Raw genomic sequence first — 15,981 nt, 5'->3', positions numbered from 1 at the left:
ATTGAGAGAAAGGTCAAAAATGAAAAACGCTAAATGGATCGATTTTGTTGTAGGACTATTTGTCATAAGTGGCATTGTGGCATTTGCTTGGCTCGCTTTTAATGCCAGTAATGCGACAACAGGTTTAAGAGGAGGGAAACCGATCTATGTTACTGCCTCATTTACCAATATTGGCTCATTAAAGGTGAAAGCACCGGTGATGATCTCAGGTGTTCGCGTTGGGCAGGTGAATGGAATTGCATTGGACCCTCACAATTATGAGGCGGTTGTCACTTTAGCATTAGATAGCTCAGTTCCCATTCCGCAAGATACCATAGCCGCAATTAATACTTCAGGTTTAGTCGGAGAGCAATATATTGCATTAGATCCGGGTGGATCTGAGAAAGATCTCACCAATGGTGATCGTATTCGCATGACCCAAGATGCATTTGTTATGGAGCGATTGATCGGGCAGTTAATGGCCTCTTTTGGCGGAAGTAAAGGAGATACTTCAGAGGTTATACCGGAAGAGAGCTCTAATAGTAATAGTGGTAATAGTGGTGGTTTTAAGCCCGGATCACTTTTAGATTAAGATCTTAAATATGATTGAGCGATTGAACGATTGAAAAGGGCGGGAAAATTATCCCGCCTTTATGCTGATAGTCCGTTGATTGTCTATTGATTATCTACCTAAAAGTGATGATTCCATCTCCCCATTTCAGTAGACCCAATGGATTCAATGGATTCAATAGAGGAAACTCAAGTGATCAAATGTTAGAGAGAAGAGAAGAGTTAGGCCGAACCTTAGCCGTTGTCCTCAATAAGCGCTCATTTAAAGAGTCTGGTTTTTTGGTGGATCTCTTTACTCTTGAGTATGGACGAATTACATTACTCACACGAGGAAGAGCGAATCCAAAGCGCCCTTTGCACCATTTAGAGCTCTTCTCTTATAGCGATTGGCATCTCAAAGAGGGGCGCGTTTTTCATTTTGCGCATGAGGTGGATCTTCTCTATACCTTCTCGTTGAAGGGGCGTGAAATATGGACTGCTTACTATCTCAATGAGTTACTATTGCGATTGATGCCAAAGCATCAACCTGCGCCGGAGTTATTTCAGGTCTATCAAGAAGTTCTCGCTGCCTTAGCCGAGGATGTTGAGGATATTTCCCCCTATCTGCGCCATTTTGAGCGCTCTCTTTTAGCCTATTTAGGAATCCTCCCCGATCTCTTTTATGACGCTGCCGGCGATCCGATCCATTCTCAGAAAAGCTATTATCTCTCCCATGAGGAGGGGGTATTGCCTATTGAATTTCCTGGAACTTTTAAGATTTCAGGAGAGGTGATTCTGAAGATTGCAGAAGAGGAGACGTTAGTCGGGGAGGAAGCTCTGATCTATCGTAATATGATGCGCTATCTTTTAGCCCCCCTCATTGGCGATAAGCCCCTGCAATCGCGAATTTGGATGCAGAGGCTCTATCGAAAGCGCTAATCGAGTAAGGCTATCTCTCTATATGATTGCATACATTTATAAGCGATGTTAAGAAAGAGCCTCTTTTGCCGCATTTTTCTCATCCTCTTCTCGACGTTTAGTGAGATAGAGATTGATGAGGGTTACTAGAAAGACAATGGTGGCAACGATGCCTATCATAAGAGTCGAGAGTGCATTGATATTAGGGCTTACGCCGAGGCGCGCTTTTGAATAGATCCAGATAGGAAGTGTTGTTCCGCCGGGTCCTGTCGTAAAGGTTGCAATCACTAAATCATCGAGTGAGAGGGTAAAGGAGAGTAACCATCCCGATATAATTGCAGGAAAGATCATCGGAAGCGTGATATAGAAAAAGGTTCTAATACCATCTGCACCAAGATCCATAGCGGCCTCTTCAATATGGCGATCAAATCCTGTTAGGCGAGATTGAACAACAACAACGACATAACACATTGTAAAGGTGATATGGGCAATCATCATTGTGAAGAAGCCGGTACTAAATTTAAGTGCAACAAAGGTTAATCCAAGGGAGCTACCCATAATAATTTCAGGCATCACCATAGGGGCATAGGTAATGCCGGAGAAGAGAGTTTTACCTTTAAAGCGTCTAAACTTCACAAGGGCAAAAGCCGCCATCGTTCCAAGTACCACTGCAAACGTGGAGGTTGATACCGCTAATAGCAGGCTCGTTTTAGTCGCCGACCAGATCCCTTCTTGCTCAAAGAGATCGCTATACCATTTTGTCGAAAATCCGGACCAGACGGTGACTAATTTCGATTCATTAAAGCTATAGACGATCACCAAAATAATGGGGGTATAGAGGAATATGAGCCCCAATATGAGTGCAGTCCAGTTCAGGGCAGTCATCTTTTTTCTCATAACAGCTCCTAATTAAATTGTTTCGCTTGAATGCGATTAAAGATATAGATGGGAATAATCACAATGAGTAGCAAAATAACAGAGATTGCCGATACAAGAGGGAGATTCATCCCTTGGAGATAGGTGTCATAGAGTACCTTTCCAATCATTGTGACATTAGAGCCACCTAAGAGATCGGGAATGACAAACTCGCCGATTGCTGGAATAAAGACTAAGAAACAGCCGGCAAGAACCCCGGGAAGGGAGAGGCGGAAGGTGATCTGCCAAAACGTTTTGAGAGGCGGTGAACCGAGATCAAGCGCCGCTTCCACTAATGTATTATCAATTTTGATGAGTGTAGCAAAGAGCGGAAGAATCATAAAAGGGAGATAGCCATAGACAATTCCGATATAGACCGCTAAATCAGTGTGAAGAATGTGGAGAGTCACTGGGGAAGTAGGATCGATGAGTCCAATACCCATTCCAACCCAATTGATAAAATTATTGAGTACCCCCGTGGGTGATAAGATTGTGATCCAAGCGTAGATACGAATCAAAAAAGAGGTCCAAAAGGGGAGAATTACCAACATTACCAAGAAGAGCTGCCATTTTTTAGAAGCGCGAGACATCGCTAGCGCAATGGGGTAACCAATGAGCAATGTAAGGAGTGTTGAGAAAAAGGCGATCTTCACGCTATTAAGATAGGCGTGAATATAGATCTTATCTTCCCATAATTCGAGGTAGTTTTGAAAATTGATGGTAATTTGCAGCAAGCCATCATCAATCCACTCCATTAGATCGGAGAAGGGAGGGGAAGCGATCTCTGCTTCTGTAAAGCTGATTCGTAGAATAATCAGAAAAGGAATTAAGAAGAAGAGAATAAGCCATAAAAATGGCGTACCAATTAAGAATCGATGGCTATGACCTAAACCAACGATAAAGCGATAAGGGGGAAAGCGGAGCAAGCGGCGATGGGTAAAATTGAGCCGGGAGACGATCTCCGCCATGATGCCGGTAAAAGTTCCGACCTCTTGTTGACGATGGGGCATTGTCCAACCTCCATAAGTTAAAGATTAAGAGATGAGTACAATTCCTGAATCTTCAGTAAAACTCACATAGACACGATCTTCATGGGTAATTCTCTGTTCAATAATGCGCGTATCATTCATCTGTGAGACAGTGATCATCTTCTCATTATCGAGTTTGACATGATAGATTGAGACATTTCCCATATAACCAATATCCCATACCTCTCCTTGAAGACAGTTATAATGCGCCTTTTCTGGAGGTGTTAATGAGATATCGAGCTTTTCAGGACGAACGGCAACCCATGCTTGAGATCCTACCGTAGCACCTACTCCTTGTGCACAGATAAGCGGGGTTGGAGCTTCAAAACTCTCAACAGTTGTTTCAGTCGATGAGATCTCTGAGATAACCCCTTCAAAGATATTGACATCCCCAATAAACTCCGCAACATAGCGTGAGTTGGGGAATTCATAGATCTCTGCCGGCGTTGCTACCTGTGCGAGTGATCCTGAGTCCATTACTGCAATACGGCTCGATACCGTCATCGCTTCCTCTTGGTCATGGGTCACTATAATAAAGGTCATTCCTAGCTCTTCCTGTATTGTCATGAGCTCAAATTGAGTCTGCTCTCGTAAGCGTTTATCTAAGGCGCCTAAAGGTTCATCTAAGAGTAGGAGTTTTGGTTTTTTAACGATACTACGAGCAAGCGCAACTCGTTGTCGCTGCCCACCTGAGAGTTGATGAGGCTTCCGTTTAGCAAAGCGTTCCATCTGTACAAGCTCTAACATCTGTTGTACTCGCTTGCGAATCTCGGGTTTTTTAACTTTATCCTGCTTTAAACCAAAAGCGATATTATCTTCCACCGTCATGTGTGGAAAGAGCGCGTAGCTTTGGAACATCATATTAACAGGGCGTTCATAAGGAGGAATTTTAGACATATCCTCGCCTTCTAAGAGAATCTTTCCTGATGTAGGCGTTTCAAAGCCGGCAAGCATCCTCAGAAGCGTTGTCTTCCCACATCCCGATGGCCCTAATAGGGAGAAAAATTCTCCTTTATAGATATCGAGCGAAATATGATCAACTGCAAGGTGATCATCATAACGTTTAACGATATCGGTAATTTCAACATGGGGAACAGAGTTGGGATCACGCCAAGGTTCATTCTTGTGTAAACGGCTTTGTTGCATAAGCGCCTCCGGCATTTTATTAAAGAGAGATTCCCTTTAAAAATGGTGAATAGGAAAAGGACAATAAAGGCTTCTTATCTCGCGGGGAGCGAAGGCTGAATTCTAGAGCGTTTTATAGAGCGGATCAAGCCTTTTTAAAATTAAAGCGGTCGGAGCATTCCGATTCTCTGCTGATCCTGTACTCTAATCTGCTTAAAGGGATCATTTTAACATGCTTAACAGAGAGTTAGGGGATAAATCCTAAGGAGATGATCAAATTGTTTTTTCATCTCTATCTTTTACCTATCTACTATTTGTTTATTTTATCTTTTTGATCAGATGGTTTGTTGTTTTATAAAAAAATCTCCCCATTTGGGGAGATTAGTCATACGTAATTTAGTATAAGTTGCTATTTGAAGTTTAGAGAATAGTAAATAACTCTTTGAAAGGAAGGCGAGATTTAGGAAGCTTGGCATTGAAGTCATCCGGGCTGCGATATCCTAAGGAGGCGATCACGACACTTCTAAATCCTTTCTCTTTTAAGTTGAAGATCTCATCGAGCTTTTTCGGATCAAATCCCTCAATAGGCGTTGAGTCGATTTCGATTGCCGCCGCGGCAAAGAGTAGATTACCTAACGCAATATAGACTTGACGATCCTGCCACTGATGGAGCATCTCGGCACTATCACTATTTAAATCAACAAAGTATTGGCGTCCCTTATCATTAGCCTCTTTCATCCCCTCTTCAGGAAATCTCTGATCGCTCTCTTCTTGATCGACGATCTTAGTTAAGTAGCTTCGGGGCATCTCGTTGCGCGCAAGAAAGATCACAACATGGGAAGCATCTTTAACGCGAGGTTGGTTGAACTCAAAAATCGCAGGTAATACACGCTCTTTCGCCTCATCAGATTCTAGGACTAGAAAGTGCCAAGGTTGGGAGTTAACTGATGAGGGGGAGTTACGAAGCACTGAGTAGAGGTGCTCCATCGCCTCTTTAGGAATTTTTTTATGAGGATCGTAAGCTTTACAGGTATAGCGATTTTCAGAAATTTCTGCAACAAACTTCATTTTTGACTCCTTTTAAGTGATATCTGTTATTAAGACTGTCCTGGTGAAGAGGACAACTCAGTCGTAGTGGTAGCAGTGAGGGCCACTCTATCTGATTATTGAGTATAGAGGGTACCGAAAAGATCGTAAGTTGTCGCCTCATCGATTAAGACTTTTACTTTTTGCCCGACTAAATCACTTGAGGCATCATCAATATAGACATGTCCGTCAATCTCGGGAGCATCTGCTTTTGAACGAGCGATTGCGATTCCTTCTTCCTCATCAAAATCATCCACTAATACTTCTAGAACGGTTCCTACTTTCGCTGCCAATTTTTCGGCAGAGATCTCTGCTTGTAAGGCCATAAATCGCTCTAAACGTTCCTCTTGAATCTCAAGGGGAATAGGCTCTGCTATCTCATTTGCTGCGGCACCTTCAACCGGTGAGTAGATAAAGGCACCTACACGATCGAGTCGCGCTTCTCTGATAAAGTCGAGTAGTTCTTGAAATTCCTCTTCTGTTTCGCCGGGGAAGCCGACAATAAAGGTGGAGCGGATCGTAATTTCAGGGCAAATTTCACGCCATTTCTGAATTCGTTTTAACATATTTTCGCTATTTGCCGGACGTTTCATCGCTTTGAGAATGCGAGGAGAGGCATGTTGCATCGGTACATCTAAGTAGGGAAGAATTTTTCCTTCCGCCATCAGGGGAATAAGATGATCAACATGGGGGTAGGGGTAGATATAGTGTAATCTTACCCAGACATCAAGTTTCCCTAGCTCTTCACATAGATTTTGAATATGGCTACGAACCGGTTTTCCATCCCAAAAACCTGTCTGATATTTGACATCAACGCCATAGGCACTCGTATCTTGTGCGACAACTAAAAGCTCTTTAACCCCTGTTTCAACTAACTTTTTTGCTTGTGATAGTACATCACCGACAGGGTAAGATTGATGTTTTCCACGCATTGAGGGGATGATGCAGAAGGTGCAGCTATGATTACAGCCTTCAGCAATTTTAAGATAGGCGTAGTGACGTGGGGTTAACTTAATGCCGGCAGGGGGTACAAGATCGGTAAAAGGATCGTGAGGACGCGGAAGATGGTGGTGAATTGCGGCCATTACCTCTTGGAAAGCATGGGGACCTGTAACGCTTAAAACATTGGGATATTGCTCTAAGATCTTATCTGCATTCGCGCCTAAGCAACCTGTAACGATCACTTTACCATTCTCATCAAGCGCTTCACCGATCGCATTAAGGCTCTCTTGAATCGCAGAGTCGATAAAGCCACAGGTATTAACTACAACAAGATCTGCTTCATCATATTGGGGGACAATTTCATACCCTTCGGTACGAAGTTGGGTCAAAATATATTCGGAGTCAACTAATGCCTTCGGGCAGCCAAGGGATACAAAACCAATTCTAGGAGTCACAATTTTACCTTCAAATATCTGTTAATAGTGGATCGTTGTGAGGCGATCATTTTCTGTTGTTGTGTGCATATTGTAAAAATTTTATGAAGCGCTTGCAGAGATTTATGATTTTAATGCTTGCATAATCTCTTCATGAGCTGCTATATCACGACTATTTGCTCTAATAATTCGGCGACGATGGGAGGATGCTACAAGGTTTGAGGATGCCGGCAGACTCTCTTTATCAGCATCTGTATCTAAATCTTTGCTTGTCTTTAGTTGAGCTGTTTCATCAATACCCCTTTCATCACTCTTATCACGCTTGTCACTCTCTTCATTACTCTTTTGAGCACTCTTTTCTGCTTCAATTCGAACTTGTGGTGCTCGAATAACAGAGTTCACCGGTGGTGGCGGAGCTGTCTCTTCTTCGAGTAGATCGAAGAATGATTTTTGTCCGCCAGTCATATTGAGATAGACTTGTGCTAAGAGCTCTGAGTCGAGTAATGCGCCGTGTAGCTCACGACGGGAATTATCCACACCTAAGCGACGACAGAGAGCATCGAGTGTATTTCTTTGGGAGGGATATTTCTCCCGAGCCATTTGAAGGGTATCAATGACGCTAGAGCGTTCCGTGACTTTGGGAAGCCCCATTCGCTCTAGTTCAAAATTGAGGAAGGGAATGTCAAATCCGGCATTGTGGATAATAAGTTCAGCACCATCAACATAGTCGAGAAAACGTTGACCAATCTCTGCAAAAACGGGCTGAGTTTTAAGAAAATCATCCCCTAATCCATGAACATTAAAGGCCTCAATAGGCATTGATCGCTCAGGATTGATATAGACATGGAAATGGTTATCAGTGATCTCCCGGTCAATCAGCTCAATACAGCCGATCTCAACAATACGATCACCTTTTTTAAAATCAAAACCTGTTGTTTCAGTATCTAATACTATCTGTCTACTCATAATGATCCTGTTGTCTCTTTCGCTTTTTTAATGGCATCGGTTGCTAATCTATCTGCGATCTCATTTTCACGATGGCCGGCATGACCTTTTACCCAGCACCAGTCGATAGAGAGGTGGCGATCTCGCTCGATAAGTAGGAGGCGCCAGAGATCTTGGTTGAGAACGGGTTTATTATTGGCGGTTTTCCAATCGCGCCGAATCCAGCCATCGATCCACTGTGTAACACCCTGTTGCACATAACGGGAATCGGTTGTTAACACAACATGGCAGGGGCGCTTTAGAGCTTGTAGTGCTTTAATTGCCGCGGTCAATTCCATACGGTTATTGGTTGTTTCTGCTTCATATCCGGAGAGTGTCTTCTCATGTCCACGGTAGGAGAGAAGAACTCCCCATCCGCCAGGACCCGGGTTACCACTGCAGGCCCCATCGGTATAGGCATAGACAAGTTGCTCTTCTGAAGGCGGTGTCATATATGACCTCTCTCTTTTATGTTAGGTAAGGCTTTTAAATAAAGTTTTTTAGATGAGACTTTTGCCAATATTTTTAACGTCGGTCTTCAATTCATTCGCGATCAATTTTATTGTGCTTGGCTTGATACAGCTTATACGGTTTATGCGGTTTATACTGCGACCACTGCTCGAATCGTCGGATGCGATTGATAATCGATAATCTCAAAGTCATCAAAGTCAAAATCAAAGATACTTTCACGTTGATGACGAATCTTGAGCTGTGGCAATGGTAATGGATCGCGACTCAGTTGTAGATCGGTCTGTTCAAGATGATTGGCATAGAGATGACAATCTCCCCCTGTCCAGATAAAGTCCCCCACTTCTAATTGGCAAACATGAGCGATCATATGGGTTAAGAGTGCATAACTGGCAATATTGAAGGGAACACCTAAAAAGATATCTGCTGACCTTTGATAGAGTTGGCAAGAGAGTTTTCCGTCGCAGACATAAAATTGGAAGAGAAGATGGCAGGGGGGAAGTGCCATCTTATCGAGTTCTCCTACATTCCAGGCGCTAACAATCAGACGGCGTGAATCGGGATTCTCTTTGATATCGTTAATAAGTTGGGAGATCTGATCAACCGTTGTGCCATCCTCTTTAGGCCAGCTTCGCCATTGCGCACCATAAACAGGCCCCAAATTGCCATTTTCATCCGCCCACTCATTCCAGATGCGAACGCCATTTTCCTGAAGATAGGCAATATTGGTATCCCCTTTTAGGAACCAGAGCAACTCATAGATGATGGAACGCAGATGAAGTTTTTTGGTGGTGACAAGCGGAAATCCATCTTGAAGGTTGAAACGCATCTGGTGACCAAAGATAGAGTAGGTTCCAGTGCCGGTACGATCTTCCTTAAAATGACCTTCAGTGCGAATCATTTTCATAAGATTGAGGTATTGCTGCATCTATTTGCTCCTACGGTAAGCTGAGATAAGAATAATAACGCCAATGATAATCATCGGGATGCAAAGAAGCATGCCTTGTGTTAGCCATCCTCCGGCGATATAGCCAAGATGGGCATCAGGCTCTCTAAAGAATTCCACAAAGAAACGGAAAGCGCCATAACCTAGGAGAAAGAGTCCCGAGGCGGCAGCTCTAGGGCGTGGCTTGGCGGTGTAGACCCAAAGGATGATAAAGAGTAGTAATCCCTCGGTGAACGCCTCATAGAGTTGTGATGGATGGCGGTAGATATAGTCGATTGAAGAGGGGGCATGTTGAAAGAGAAATCCCCATGTCTGATCGGTATATCTGCCCCAGAGTTCACCATTAATAAAGTTTCCTATACGACCAAAAAAGAGTCCAAGGGGAATTAGTGGGGCGATAAAGTCGGTAAACTCCCAAAAGCTCTTCTTATAACGTTTTGCGACAAAGTAGCTTGCAATTAAGACACCTATAAGTCCGCCATGGAAGCTCATACCAGCCCATTCTATGCTTGAACCTGTCCAGCCGATAATTGAGGCGGGATTTTGTATAAAATTCCCAAAATCATAAAAGAGTGTGTAACCAATTCTTCCCCCTAAAATCGCACCAATAAAGAGGTAGAAAGCCATGTCGCTCACTTGGGCTGGCGTCCATCCTGAGCTCGGTTTTTTGGCGCGATAGCTACCGAGGAGAACGGCTAACCCTAAAGCGATAATATACATCAATGCATACCATCTTAAGGCGACAGGACCGACTGAGAAGATGATAGGATCGATCTGCGGTGAAAAGTAGAGTGACATTTATAAAGCTCCCAATAAGCGCTCGCTGTAAGAGGATAGAAAAAAGGGCTACAACAAGTGTGCCCTTTTTAGTAATTAAAGGAGAGAAACAATTCTACTGTTCTTCTGGCTCACGTTCAAGATCATTCTCGGTGCTTGGCGTTTCTGATGCTTTCTTGGCATCTCTCTCATCTCTTACTTTCTGTACAACCTCATCAATTGTGATAATTAATTTTTCGTAAGGATTTTGATTGCCCGGGCGATTAGCTGCTTCATTAGCGCTTAAGAGATAACGACCATCGATCACAACCGCAGGAGTGAAGGGGATCTTATATTGCTCATTGATTAAGTTTGCGCCTCTATTGAGTGCACTCACAGTTGAAAAGCTATCCCATGTTTTGAGAAATTGATCCTTATCGATACCTTGTGTCGCCATAAAGTCTGCGATCTGCTCTTTATTGATGAAGCGTTTTCTCTCTTTATGAATCGCATTAAAAAATGCTTGATGTCCTTTATCGAGAGCATTCATTGAGTCTAAGGTGTAAAAAGCATGAGCGTAAAGAGTCCAAACGCCTTGTCCCGGTGCCGCAAGAGGGATAACGGCAACATCTTCAACGCCTTCTTGCTCTTTTGCCCACTTGGAGAAGTAGGGCTCAAATGTACTACAAGCCGGGCAGGCGTAAGAGAAGATCTCTACAACCTCGATCTCCTCTGGATTGTAGATTGCCGGAACAGCTGGAGTGATCTCAGAATAGTAATTTTCAGCTAGGGCAAAGCCAAAAGTTGTTGCGAGTAGAAGTGTACTTGTTGCAATAATTTTATTTAACATAGGATAAATTCTCCTTGTGCGGAATAGATTGCCTTGAAATGAAAAAAGTGAGCATGAAGCTCACTTTTATCGAAAATCTTAAACTTATTAAGGTTGAAGACCTTGAATATAAGAGGAGACCTCTTTGATCTCTGCTTCAGTCATGCGTTGTGCAATATCTCGCATGATTCGAGCTGGGTCATTTTTACGCTCTTCAGTCTTAAAGCGGTTCAATTGCTTTTCAGTATAGTAAGCATGTTGACCTGCTAATGCCGGATAATTTGCAGCAGCATTACCTTGACCTGTTGGGCTATGGCATGCAGCACATGCAGGAATACCGCGTGCGATATCACCACCACGATAGATCTGCTCACCACGGATTGCTAATTTTTCATCAGCAACCGCATAGCTAGTCTTCTGCTTTGAGAGGTAAAGAGCTACATCTGCGATATCTTGATCACTCAGTTTATCTGCTTCAACACTCATCTCCGAGTCAAAACGCAAACCATTATCTGGATCACTATATGAACGTTTCATTTCATAGAGCTGAGTGCGGATATATTTCTGATGCTGTCCTGCGAGTTTTGGATAGAGATCATTTGTACTGATACCATCCTTACCATGACAAGATACACAGGTTTCAGCGATCGCTTTACCTGCTTCATAATTTGGTGTGATTTCTGCAGCATTAATGTTTGTTAACATCAATGAAACACCAATTCCAATTAGGGCTTTGTAATTAAAACGCACAGCAGTTTACTCTCCTAAATCTGGGTTGTTCTATTATTAGTTGATATGCTCAAGGTCAATAAGCGCTACCGATTTATCTCAGTTTCTGCCAATTTTGATAGTGCTATCGACTAACTCTTTTAAAATCCTTATGTAAATATTGCCTTATTCTATTCTATTTTGAAAAAAATATGTAGTAGAAGAGTGAAAGAAGTTTGCCTAAGTCAAACAACCACCCATTAATTGAACAGAATGAAGGGGACTTATCCTGCAATAATTTATGATATAGGGGGAAAAGTTAGTCTATAATAGCTCATTTAGATCGATTATATGTTGTTTTTTGAAGGAGTGTAAAAGTCAATGCCCGTGATCACTTTGCCTGATGGCAGTAAAAGAGAGTACCAAGGCGCTGTTACTGGATTTGATATTGTTAATGATATTGGACCAGGACTTGCTAAGGCAGCAGTCGGAATTGTAGTAGATGGAGAAGAGCGAGACCTTAGCTATACCATTACCGGAGATGTCGACTTTAAGGTACTAACGATAAAGGATGAAGCTGGGCTTGATATTGCGCGTCACACTCTTGCTGCGCAGGTTTTAGCTCGAGCAGTTAAAGATCTCTATCCTGATGCGCTATTAGCCATTGGTCCGACTATTCAAAATGGTTTCTACTATGATGTTGATTTTAAAACGCCTATCGACCCTGAAGCATTACCGGCTATTGATGCTAGAATGCGGGAGATTTTGAAAGAGAATCTCGATGTGACGCGTGAGATGTGGCCTCGTGATAGAGCGATCCAATATTTCTTAGATAAAGGGGAGATCTATAAGGCGGATATTATTAATCGTGCGCCGGAAGATCAGCAGGAGATCTCTCTCTATCGCCAGGGTAATAATGGGGAAGATATCTTTATGGACCTCTGTCGCGGTCCTCACACGCCAACGACTAATCGTGGCAAGTTAGCATTTGCATTAACGAATATTGCCGGCGCTTATTGGCGTGGTGACTCCAACAATAAGATGTTAACTCGTATCTATGCTGTTGCTTTCCCAACAGAGAAGGAGTTGCAGGCTCATCTTGAGCGTGTGAAAGAGGCTGAAAAGCGCGATCATCGCCGTATTGGGCGGGCGCAAAATCTCTTTCACCTTCAAGAGGAAGCGCCGGGAATGGTCTTCTGGCATCCTAAAGGTTGGACTATCTGGCAAGCTGTTGAGCAATATATGAGAAAGCGTCAGCAGGAAGAGGGATACCAAGAGATTCGTACTCCAATGGTGGTTGATCGTTCTCTTTGGGAGCGTTCAGGACATTGGGAGAACTACAAAGAGAATATGTTCACAACTGCTTCTGAAAACCGTGATTATGCGGTCAAGCCGATGAACTGTCCTTGCCATATTGAAGTCTTTAATCATGGCTTACACTCCTATCGTGATCTGCCGATGCGTCTTGCTGAATTTGGCTCTTGTCATCGTAATGAGCCATCGGGTGCACTGCACGGTATTATGCGCGTTCGTGGATTTGTTCAAGATGATGCGCATATCTTCTGTCGTCCTGATCAAGTGATCTCAGAGGTAGAGCGATTCCATAAATTTGCAATGAGCGTTTATGATCATTTTGGCTTTAACGATGTCAGTGTAAAACTCTCTTTACGTCCTGATCAACGTGCGGGTGATGATCATGTTTGGGATATGGCTGAGTCAGGTCTTCGTACTGCGCTTAATGCTGCAGGTATTGTTTGGGAAGAGCTCCCCGGCGAGGGGGCATTCTATGGCCCTAAGGTGGAATATCACATTAAAGATGCTATCGGTAGATCATGGCAGGTTGGAACAATTCAGTTAGACTTCGTTCTTCCTGAACGTCTTGGAGCTGAGTATGTTGATGAAGATAATACGCGTAAGACACCTGTGATGTTGCATCGTGCCATTTTAGGTTCTTTTGAGCGTTTTATTGGGATCTTGATAGAGCATCATGCTGGTTCATTCCCACTCTGGTTGGCGCCAGAGCAGGTTGCGGTATTAACGATCACTGATCAGCAGAGTGAGTATGCAGAGAAAGTTGCGCAAACATTGAGAGCTCATGGTATTCGTACAACGGTAGATCAACGTAATGAGAAGATCGGTTATAAGATCCGTGAAGCGACCATTTCCCGTATTCCCTATATTCTTGTTTTAGGAAAACGAGAGATGGAGATGGGGCTAGTTGCAGTCCGAACTCGAGAGGGTGTTGATATGAGTGCAATGACGCTTGAAGATTTTGTTGAGCTTTTAAAGAAAGAGCTCTAATTGCTGGTGCAGTTGCAGTTTAAGTTTTGAAGTTTTTCAGCTTTTAATTATTTTTCGTTAAATGAATAAGAAGCTATTTAAGCTCAGATGAGTAACAGCACTAAAATTGGATGAATATCTGTTGCGCGATCTGTATAATAAGAGAGATAGCGCAACTTAAATTTGATTTTAAATCTGTTTTTAAATCTGATCTTTAAGGGAAAATAAAGAGAAATTAAAGAGGAATTAAAGTGAAATTGTGACTCAGCACTTATGAGTCAACTCTTTTAAGAGTTGAATTAAGTGGTGATTAGCGGTTGCATTTTGGATAGAAGATTTATATAAAGAGTAATTAAATCATCATTAAACAAATCATCATTAAACGATCATCATTAAACGATCATCATTAAACGATCATCAATGTTATTCGTTTATTCGTCAATGTTATTAATTATTAAAACAATTAAAACATTATTGATGGTGTGATTTAGATGAATAACGATTATTCAGTAAAACAACCCATAAGAAGATTGAATAGGTGGCAGTAAAAATAGTGAATATAGAATAGCGAGCTTAAATGATGAACTTTAATGGCAAAATTTAAATAGTGAGTTTAAAGAGATGCTATTTTGGAAATCATTTATATTTTTGCTAAATTATTTTTTGCGAAGTATTTTTGCGAGATATTGTGATAAATCAATATGGCTATAGGTAATAGGCAATAAAGCAATAGTCACCTTTCAATACTATTTGACTAATTAACAGTAGGAGATATAACTATTAGTAATCAATATGAGCACCGAATAAATGAGAAGATCTCGGCGAAAGAAGTGCGATTAATTTTAGCGGATGGGGAGCAAAAAGGTGTTGTCCCTCTTGATGAAGCGTTAGAATTAGCATACAATGACTCGCTTGACTTAGTAGAAGTCTCGCCAACAGCTAAACCGCCAGTATGTCGTATCATGAATTACGGTAAATACCGTTATGAATTGCGTAAAAAAGCGGATGAAGCGAAAAAGAGACAGAAACAGGTTCAAGTAAAAGAGATCAAATTTCGTCCGGCAACGGATGAGGGGGATTATCAGGTAAAACTACGCAACCTGATACGTTTCCTTAAAGATGGAGATAAGGGCAAAGTCACACTTCGTTTTAGAGGTCGTGAAATGGCCCATCAAGATCTCGGTATGGATCTACTTCTTCGTGTAGAGCAGGATTTAAAAGAGTATGGTGTTGTCGAACAGCGTCCAAAGATGGAAGGCCGTCAAATGACGATGGTCGTAGCGCCACTTAAAACTGCAACTAAAGAGTAGATTATTTATTAATAAATCATTTAGAAATGCGAGTGGATTAAAATGCCAAAAATGAAAACCCATAGCGGCGCTAAAAAGCGTTTCCGCAAAAGTGCAAGTGGTAGCTTCAAGCGCCAATGTGCATTCCGTAGTCATATTCTTACTAAGAAATCTACTAAGCGTAAAAGACACTTACGTGGTGAGGCTGTGATCTCGAAAGCAGATCATAAGCAAGTAGCTCAATTGTTACCTTACGCATAAGTATATAGATTAGGAGAATTTAGAAATGGCAAGAGTTAAACGTGGGACGATTACAAAAGCGCGTCACAAAAAAATCTTAAAAAAAGCAAAAGGTTACTACGGTGCGCGTTCACGCTCAATCCGTACAGCAACCCAAGCAGTTTATAAAGCGGGTCAATACGCTTATCGTGACCGCCGTCAACGTAAGAGAGATTTCCGCTCTCTTTGGATCGTTCGTATCAACGCAGCTGCACGTGAGTTTGGTCTTTCTTATAGCCGTTTTATCAACGGATTGAAAAAAGCTGAGATCCAAATTGACCGTAAAGTGCTAGCAGATATGGCAGTTCATGATATTAGTGCGTTTGGCGCATTAGCAGATCGTGCTAAATCAGCATTAGCATAAATATCTCTTAAATAAAAGAGTTTACACAAAAGGAAAAGCAGCTATCGATGCTCTTTTCCTTTTTTTATTTGATAATCAAAAGATATGTAGGTAGATGAACTA

At 42.3% G+C, this 15,981-nt stretch carries 16 protein-coding genes and 1 pseudogene; 6 read left to right on the top strand and 11 right to left on the bottom strand.

Annotation, left to right across the window (positions count from 1 at the left end):
- The first annotated feature begins 19 nt into the window (after positions 1-19).
- Together mlaD and recO are read left to right on the top strand one after the other, a co-directional pair.
- Positions 20-571, top strand: a complete 552-nt coding sequence (mlaD, locus tag DC082_RS04520) for an outer membrane lipid asymmetry maintenance protein MlaD (protein WP_109235929.1) — start codon at positions 20-22, stop codon at positions 569-571.
- Between the two features lie 179 nt (positions 572-750).
- Positions 751-1,467, top strand: a complete 717-nt coding sequence (gene recO / locus DC082_RS04515; protein WP_157957404.1) for a DNA repair protein RecO — start codon at positions 751-753, stop codon at positions 1,465-1,467.
- Positions 1,468-1,515: 48 nt separating this feature from the next.
- Here the strand turns inward: recO and DC082_RS04510 are convergent, their stop codons facing one another.
- The 11 genes and pseudogenes from DC082_RS04510 to DC082_RS04460 form a co-directional block, all read right to left on the bottom strand.
- A complete protein-coding gene (locus DC082_RS04510; protein WP_094566852.1) occupies positions 1,516-2,343 on the bottom strand; it encodes an ABC transporter permease in 828 nt (275 codons plus the stop codon).
- 8 nt (positions 2,344-2,351) lie between these two features.
- Positions 2,352-3,371 (bottom strand): ABC transporter permease subunit, encoded by a 1,020-nt coding sequence (locus DC082_RS04505; protein ID WP_094566853.1) that lies wholly within the window; start codon positions 3,369-3,371, stop codon positions 2,352-2,354.
- A gap of 24 nt (positions 3,372-3,395) precedes the next feature.
- Positions 3,396-4,535, bottom strand: coding sequence for an ABC transporter ATP-binding protein (locus DC082_RS04500; protein WP_109236194.1), 1,140 nt, complete (start codon positions 4,533-4,535; stop codon positions 3,396-3,398).
- A 399-nt stretch (positions 4,536-4,934) separates the two neighbouring features.
- Complete coding sequence (nfsB, locus tag DC082_RS04495; protein WP_109235927.1) at positions 4,935-5,582, bottom strand: oxygen-insensitive NAD(P)H nitroreductase; 648 nt, start codon at positions 5,580-5,582, stop codon at positions 4,935-4,937.
- Positions 5,583-5,677: 95 nt separating this feature from the next.
- Positions 5,678-7,000 (bottom strand): 30S ribosomal protein S12 methylthiotransferase RimO, encoded by a 1,323-nt coding sequence (gene rimO, locus DC082_RS04490; RefSeq protein WP_109235926.1) that lies wholly within the window; start codon positions 6,998-7,000, stop codon positions 5,678-5,680.
- 309 nt (positions 7,001-7,309) lie between these two features.
- Positions 7,310-7,945, bottom strand: a pseudogene (dnaQ, locus tag DC082_RS04485) (DNA polymerase III subunit epsilon); the annotation flags it as partial.
- Complete coding sequence (rnhA, locus tag DC082_RS04480; RefSeq protein ID WP_109235924.1) at positions 7,939-8,412, bottom strand: ribonuclease HI; 474 nt, start codon at positions 8,410-8,412, stop codon at positions 7,939-7,941. The pseudogene dnaQ and the gene rnhA, both read right to left, overlap by 7 nt.
- Positions 8,413-8,561: 149 nt before the next feature.
- Positions 8,562-9,356, bottom strand: coding sequence for a thymidylate synthase (locus DC082_RS04475; RefSeq protein ID WP_109235923.1), 795 nt, complete (start codon positions 9,354-9,356; stop codon positions 8,562-8,564).
- Complete coding sequence (lgt, locus tag DC082_RS04470) at positions 9,357-10,172, bottom strand: prolipoprotein diacylglyceryl transferase (RefSeq protein ID WP_109235922.1); 816 nt, start codon at positions 10,170-10,172, stop codon at positions 9,357-9,359.
- A 94-nt stretch (positions 10,173-10,266) separates the two neighbouring features.
- Positions 10,267-10,980: a thiol:disulfide interchange protein DsbA/DsbL gene (locus tag DC082_RS04465; protein ID WP_109235921.1), complete on the bottom strand. Its 714-nt coding sequence runs from the start codon at positions 10,978-10,980 to the stop codon at positions 10,267-10,269.
- Positions 10,981-11,067: 87 nt separating this feature from the next.
- Positions 11,068-11,709, bottom strand: coding sequence for a c-type cytochrome (locus DC082_RS04460; RefSeq protein ID WP_109235920.1), 642 nt, complete (start codon positions 11,707-11,709; stop codon positions 11,068-11,070).
- Between the two features lie 339 nt (positions 11,710-12,048).
- On the opposite strand from DC082_RS04460, the gene thrS reads away from it, so the two are divergent.
- From thrS to rplT, 4 genes are all read left to right on the top strand, one after another.
- Positions 12,049-13,968, top strand: a complete 1,920-nt coding sequence (gene thrS, locus DC082_RS04455; RefSeq protein ID WP_109235919.1) for a threonine--tRNA ligase — start codon at positions 12,049-12,051, stop codon at positions 13,966-13,968.
- A 752-nt stretch (positions 13,969-14,720) separates the two neighbouring features.
- The gene (gene infC / locus DC082_RS04450) at positions 14,721-15,257 is read left to right on the top strand and encodes a translation initiation factor IF-3 (RefSeq protein WP_094566863.1); all 537 of its coding nucleotides are present in this window, start codon (positions 14,721-14,723) and stop codon (positions 15,255-15,257) included.
- A gap of 42 nt (positions 15,258-15,299) precedes the next feature.
- A complete protein-coding gene (rpmI, locus tag DC082_RS04445; RefSeq protein WP_094566864.1) occupies positions 15,300-15,497 on the top strand; it encodes a 50S ribosomal protein L35 in 198 nt (65 codons plus the stop codon).
- Between the two features lie 25 nt (positions 15,498-15,522).
- Positions 15,523-15,879: a 50S ribosomal protein L20 gene (rplT, locus tag DC082_RS04440; protein WP_094566865.1), complete on the top strand. Its 357-nt coding sequence runs from the start codon at positions 15,523-15,525 to the stop codon at positions 15,877-15,879.
- The last annotated feature ends 102 nt before the right edge of the window (positions 15,880-15,981 follow it).

Source organism: Ignatzschineria indica, assembly GCF_003121925.1.
Taxonomy (GTDB): Bacteria; Pseudomonadota; Gammaproteobacteria; order Cardiobacteriales; family Wohlfahrtiimonadaceae; genus Ignatzschineria; species Ignatzschineria indica.
The sequence above is the reverse complement of the archived record's forward strand: the minus strand, read 5'-3'. Positions and strand labels throughout refer to the sequence as shown.

What these genes read in the sequence shown, in the direction of transcription:
- mlaD (WP_109235929.1), top strand. Translation starts at nt 20, where the DNA reads ATGAAAAACGCTAAATGGATCGATTTTGTTGTAGGACTATTTGTCATA.
- recO (WP_157957404.1), top strand. Translation starts at nt 751, where the DNA reads ATGTTAGAGAGAAGAGAAGAGTTAGGCCGAACCTTAGCCGTTGTCCTC.
- DC082_RS04510 (WP_094566852.1), bottom strand. Translation starts at nt 2,343, where the DNA reads ATGAGAAAAAAGATGACTGCCCTGAACTGGACTGCACTCATATTGGGG.
- DC082_RS04505 (WP_094566853.1), bottom strand. Translation starts at nt 3,371, where the DNA reads ATGCCCCATCGTCAACAAGAGGTCGGAACTTTTACCGGCATCATGGCG.
- DC082_RS04500 (WP_109236194.1), bottom strand. Translation starts at nt 4,535, where the DNA reads ATGCAACAAAGCCGTTTACACAAGAATGAACCTTGGCGTGATCCCAAC.
- nfsB (WP_109235927.1), bottom strand. Translation starts at nt 5,582, where the DNA reads ATGAAGTTTGTTGCAGAAATTTCTGAAAATCGCTATACCTGTAAAGCT.
- rnhA (WP_109235924.1), bottom strand. Translation starts at nt 8,412, where the DNA reads ATGACACCGCCTTCAGAAGAGCAACTTGTCTATGCCTATACCGATGGG.
- DC082_RS04475 (WP_109235923.1), bottom strand. Translation starts at nt 9,356, where the DNA reads ATGCAGCAATACCTCAATCTTATGAAAATGATTCGCACTGAAGGTCAT.
- lgt (WP_109235922.1), bottom strand. Translation starts at nt 10,172, where the DNA reads ATGTCACTCTACTTTTCACCGCAGATCGATCCTATCATCTTCTCAGTC.
- DC082_RS04465 (WP_109235921.1), bottom strand. Translation starts at nt 10,980, where the DNA reads ATGTTAAATAAAATTATTGCAACAAGTACACTTCTACTCGCAACAACT.
- thrS (WP_109235919.1), top strand. Translation starts at nt 12,049, where the DNA reads ATGCCCGTGATCACTTTGCCTGATGGCAGTAAAAGAGAGTACCAAGGC.
- rpmI (WP_094566864.1), top strand. Translation starts at nt 15,300, where the DNA reads ATGCCAAAAATGAAAACCCATAGCGGCGCTAAAAAGCGTTTCCGCAAA.
- rplT (WP_094566865.1), top strand. Translation starts at nt 15,523, where the DNA reads ATGGCAAGAGTTAAACGTGGGACGATTACAAAAGCGCGTCACAAAAAA.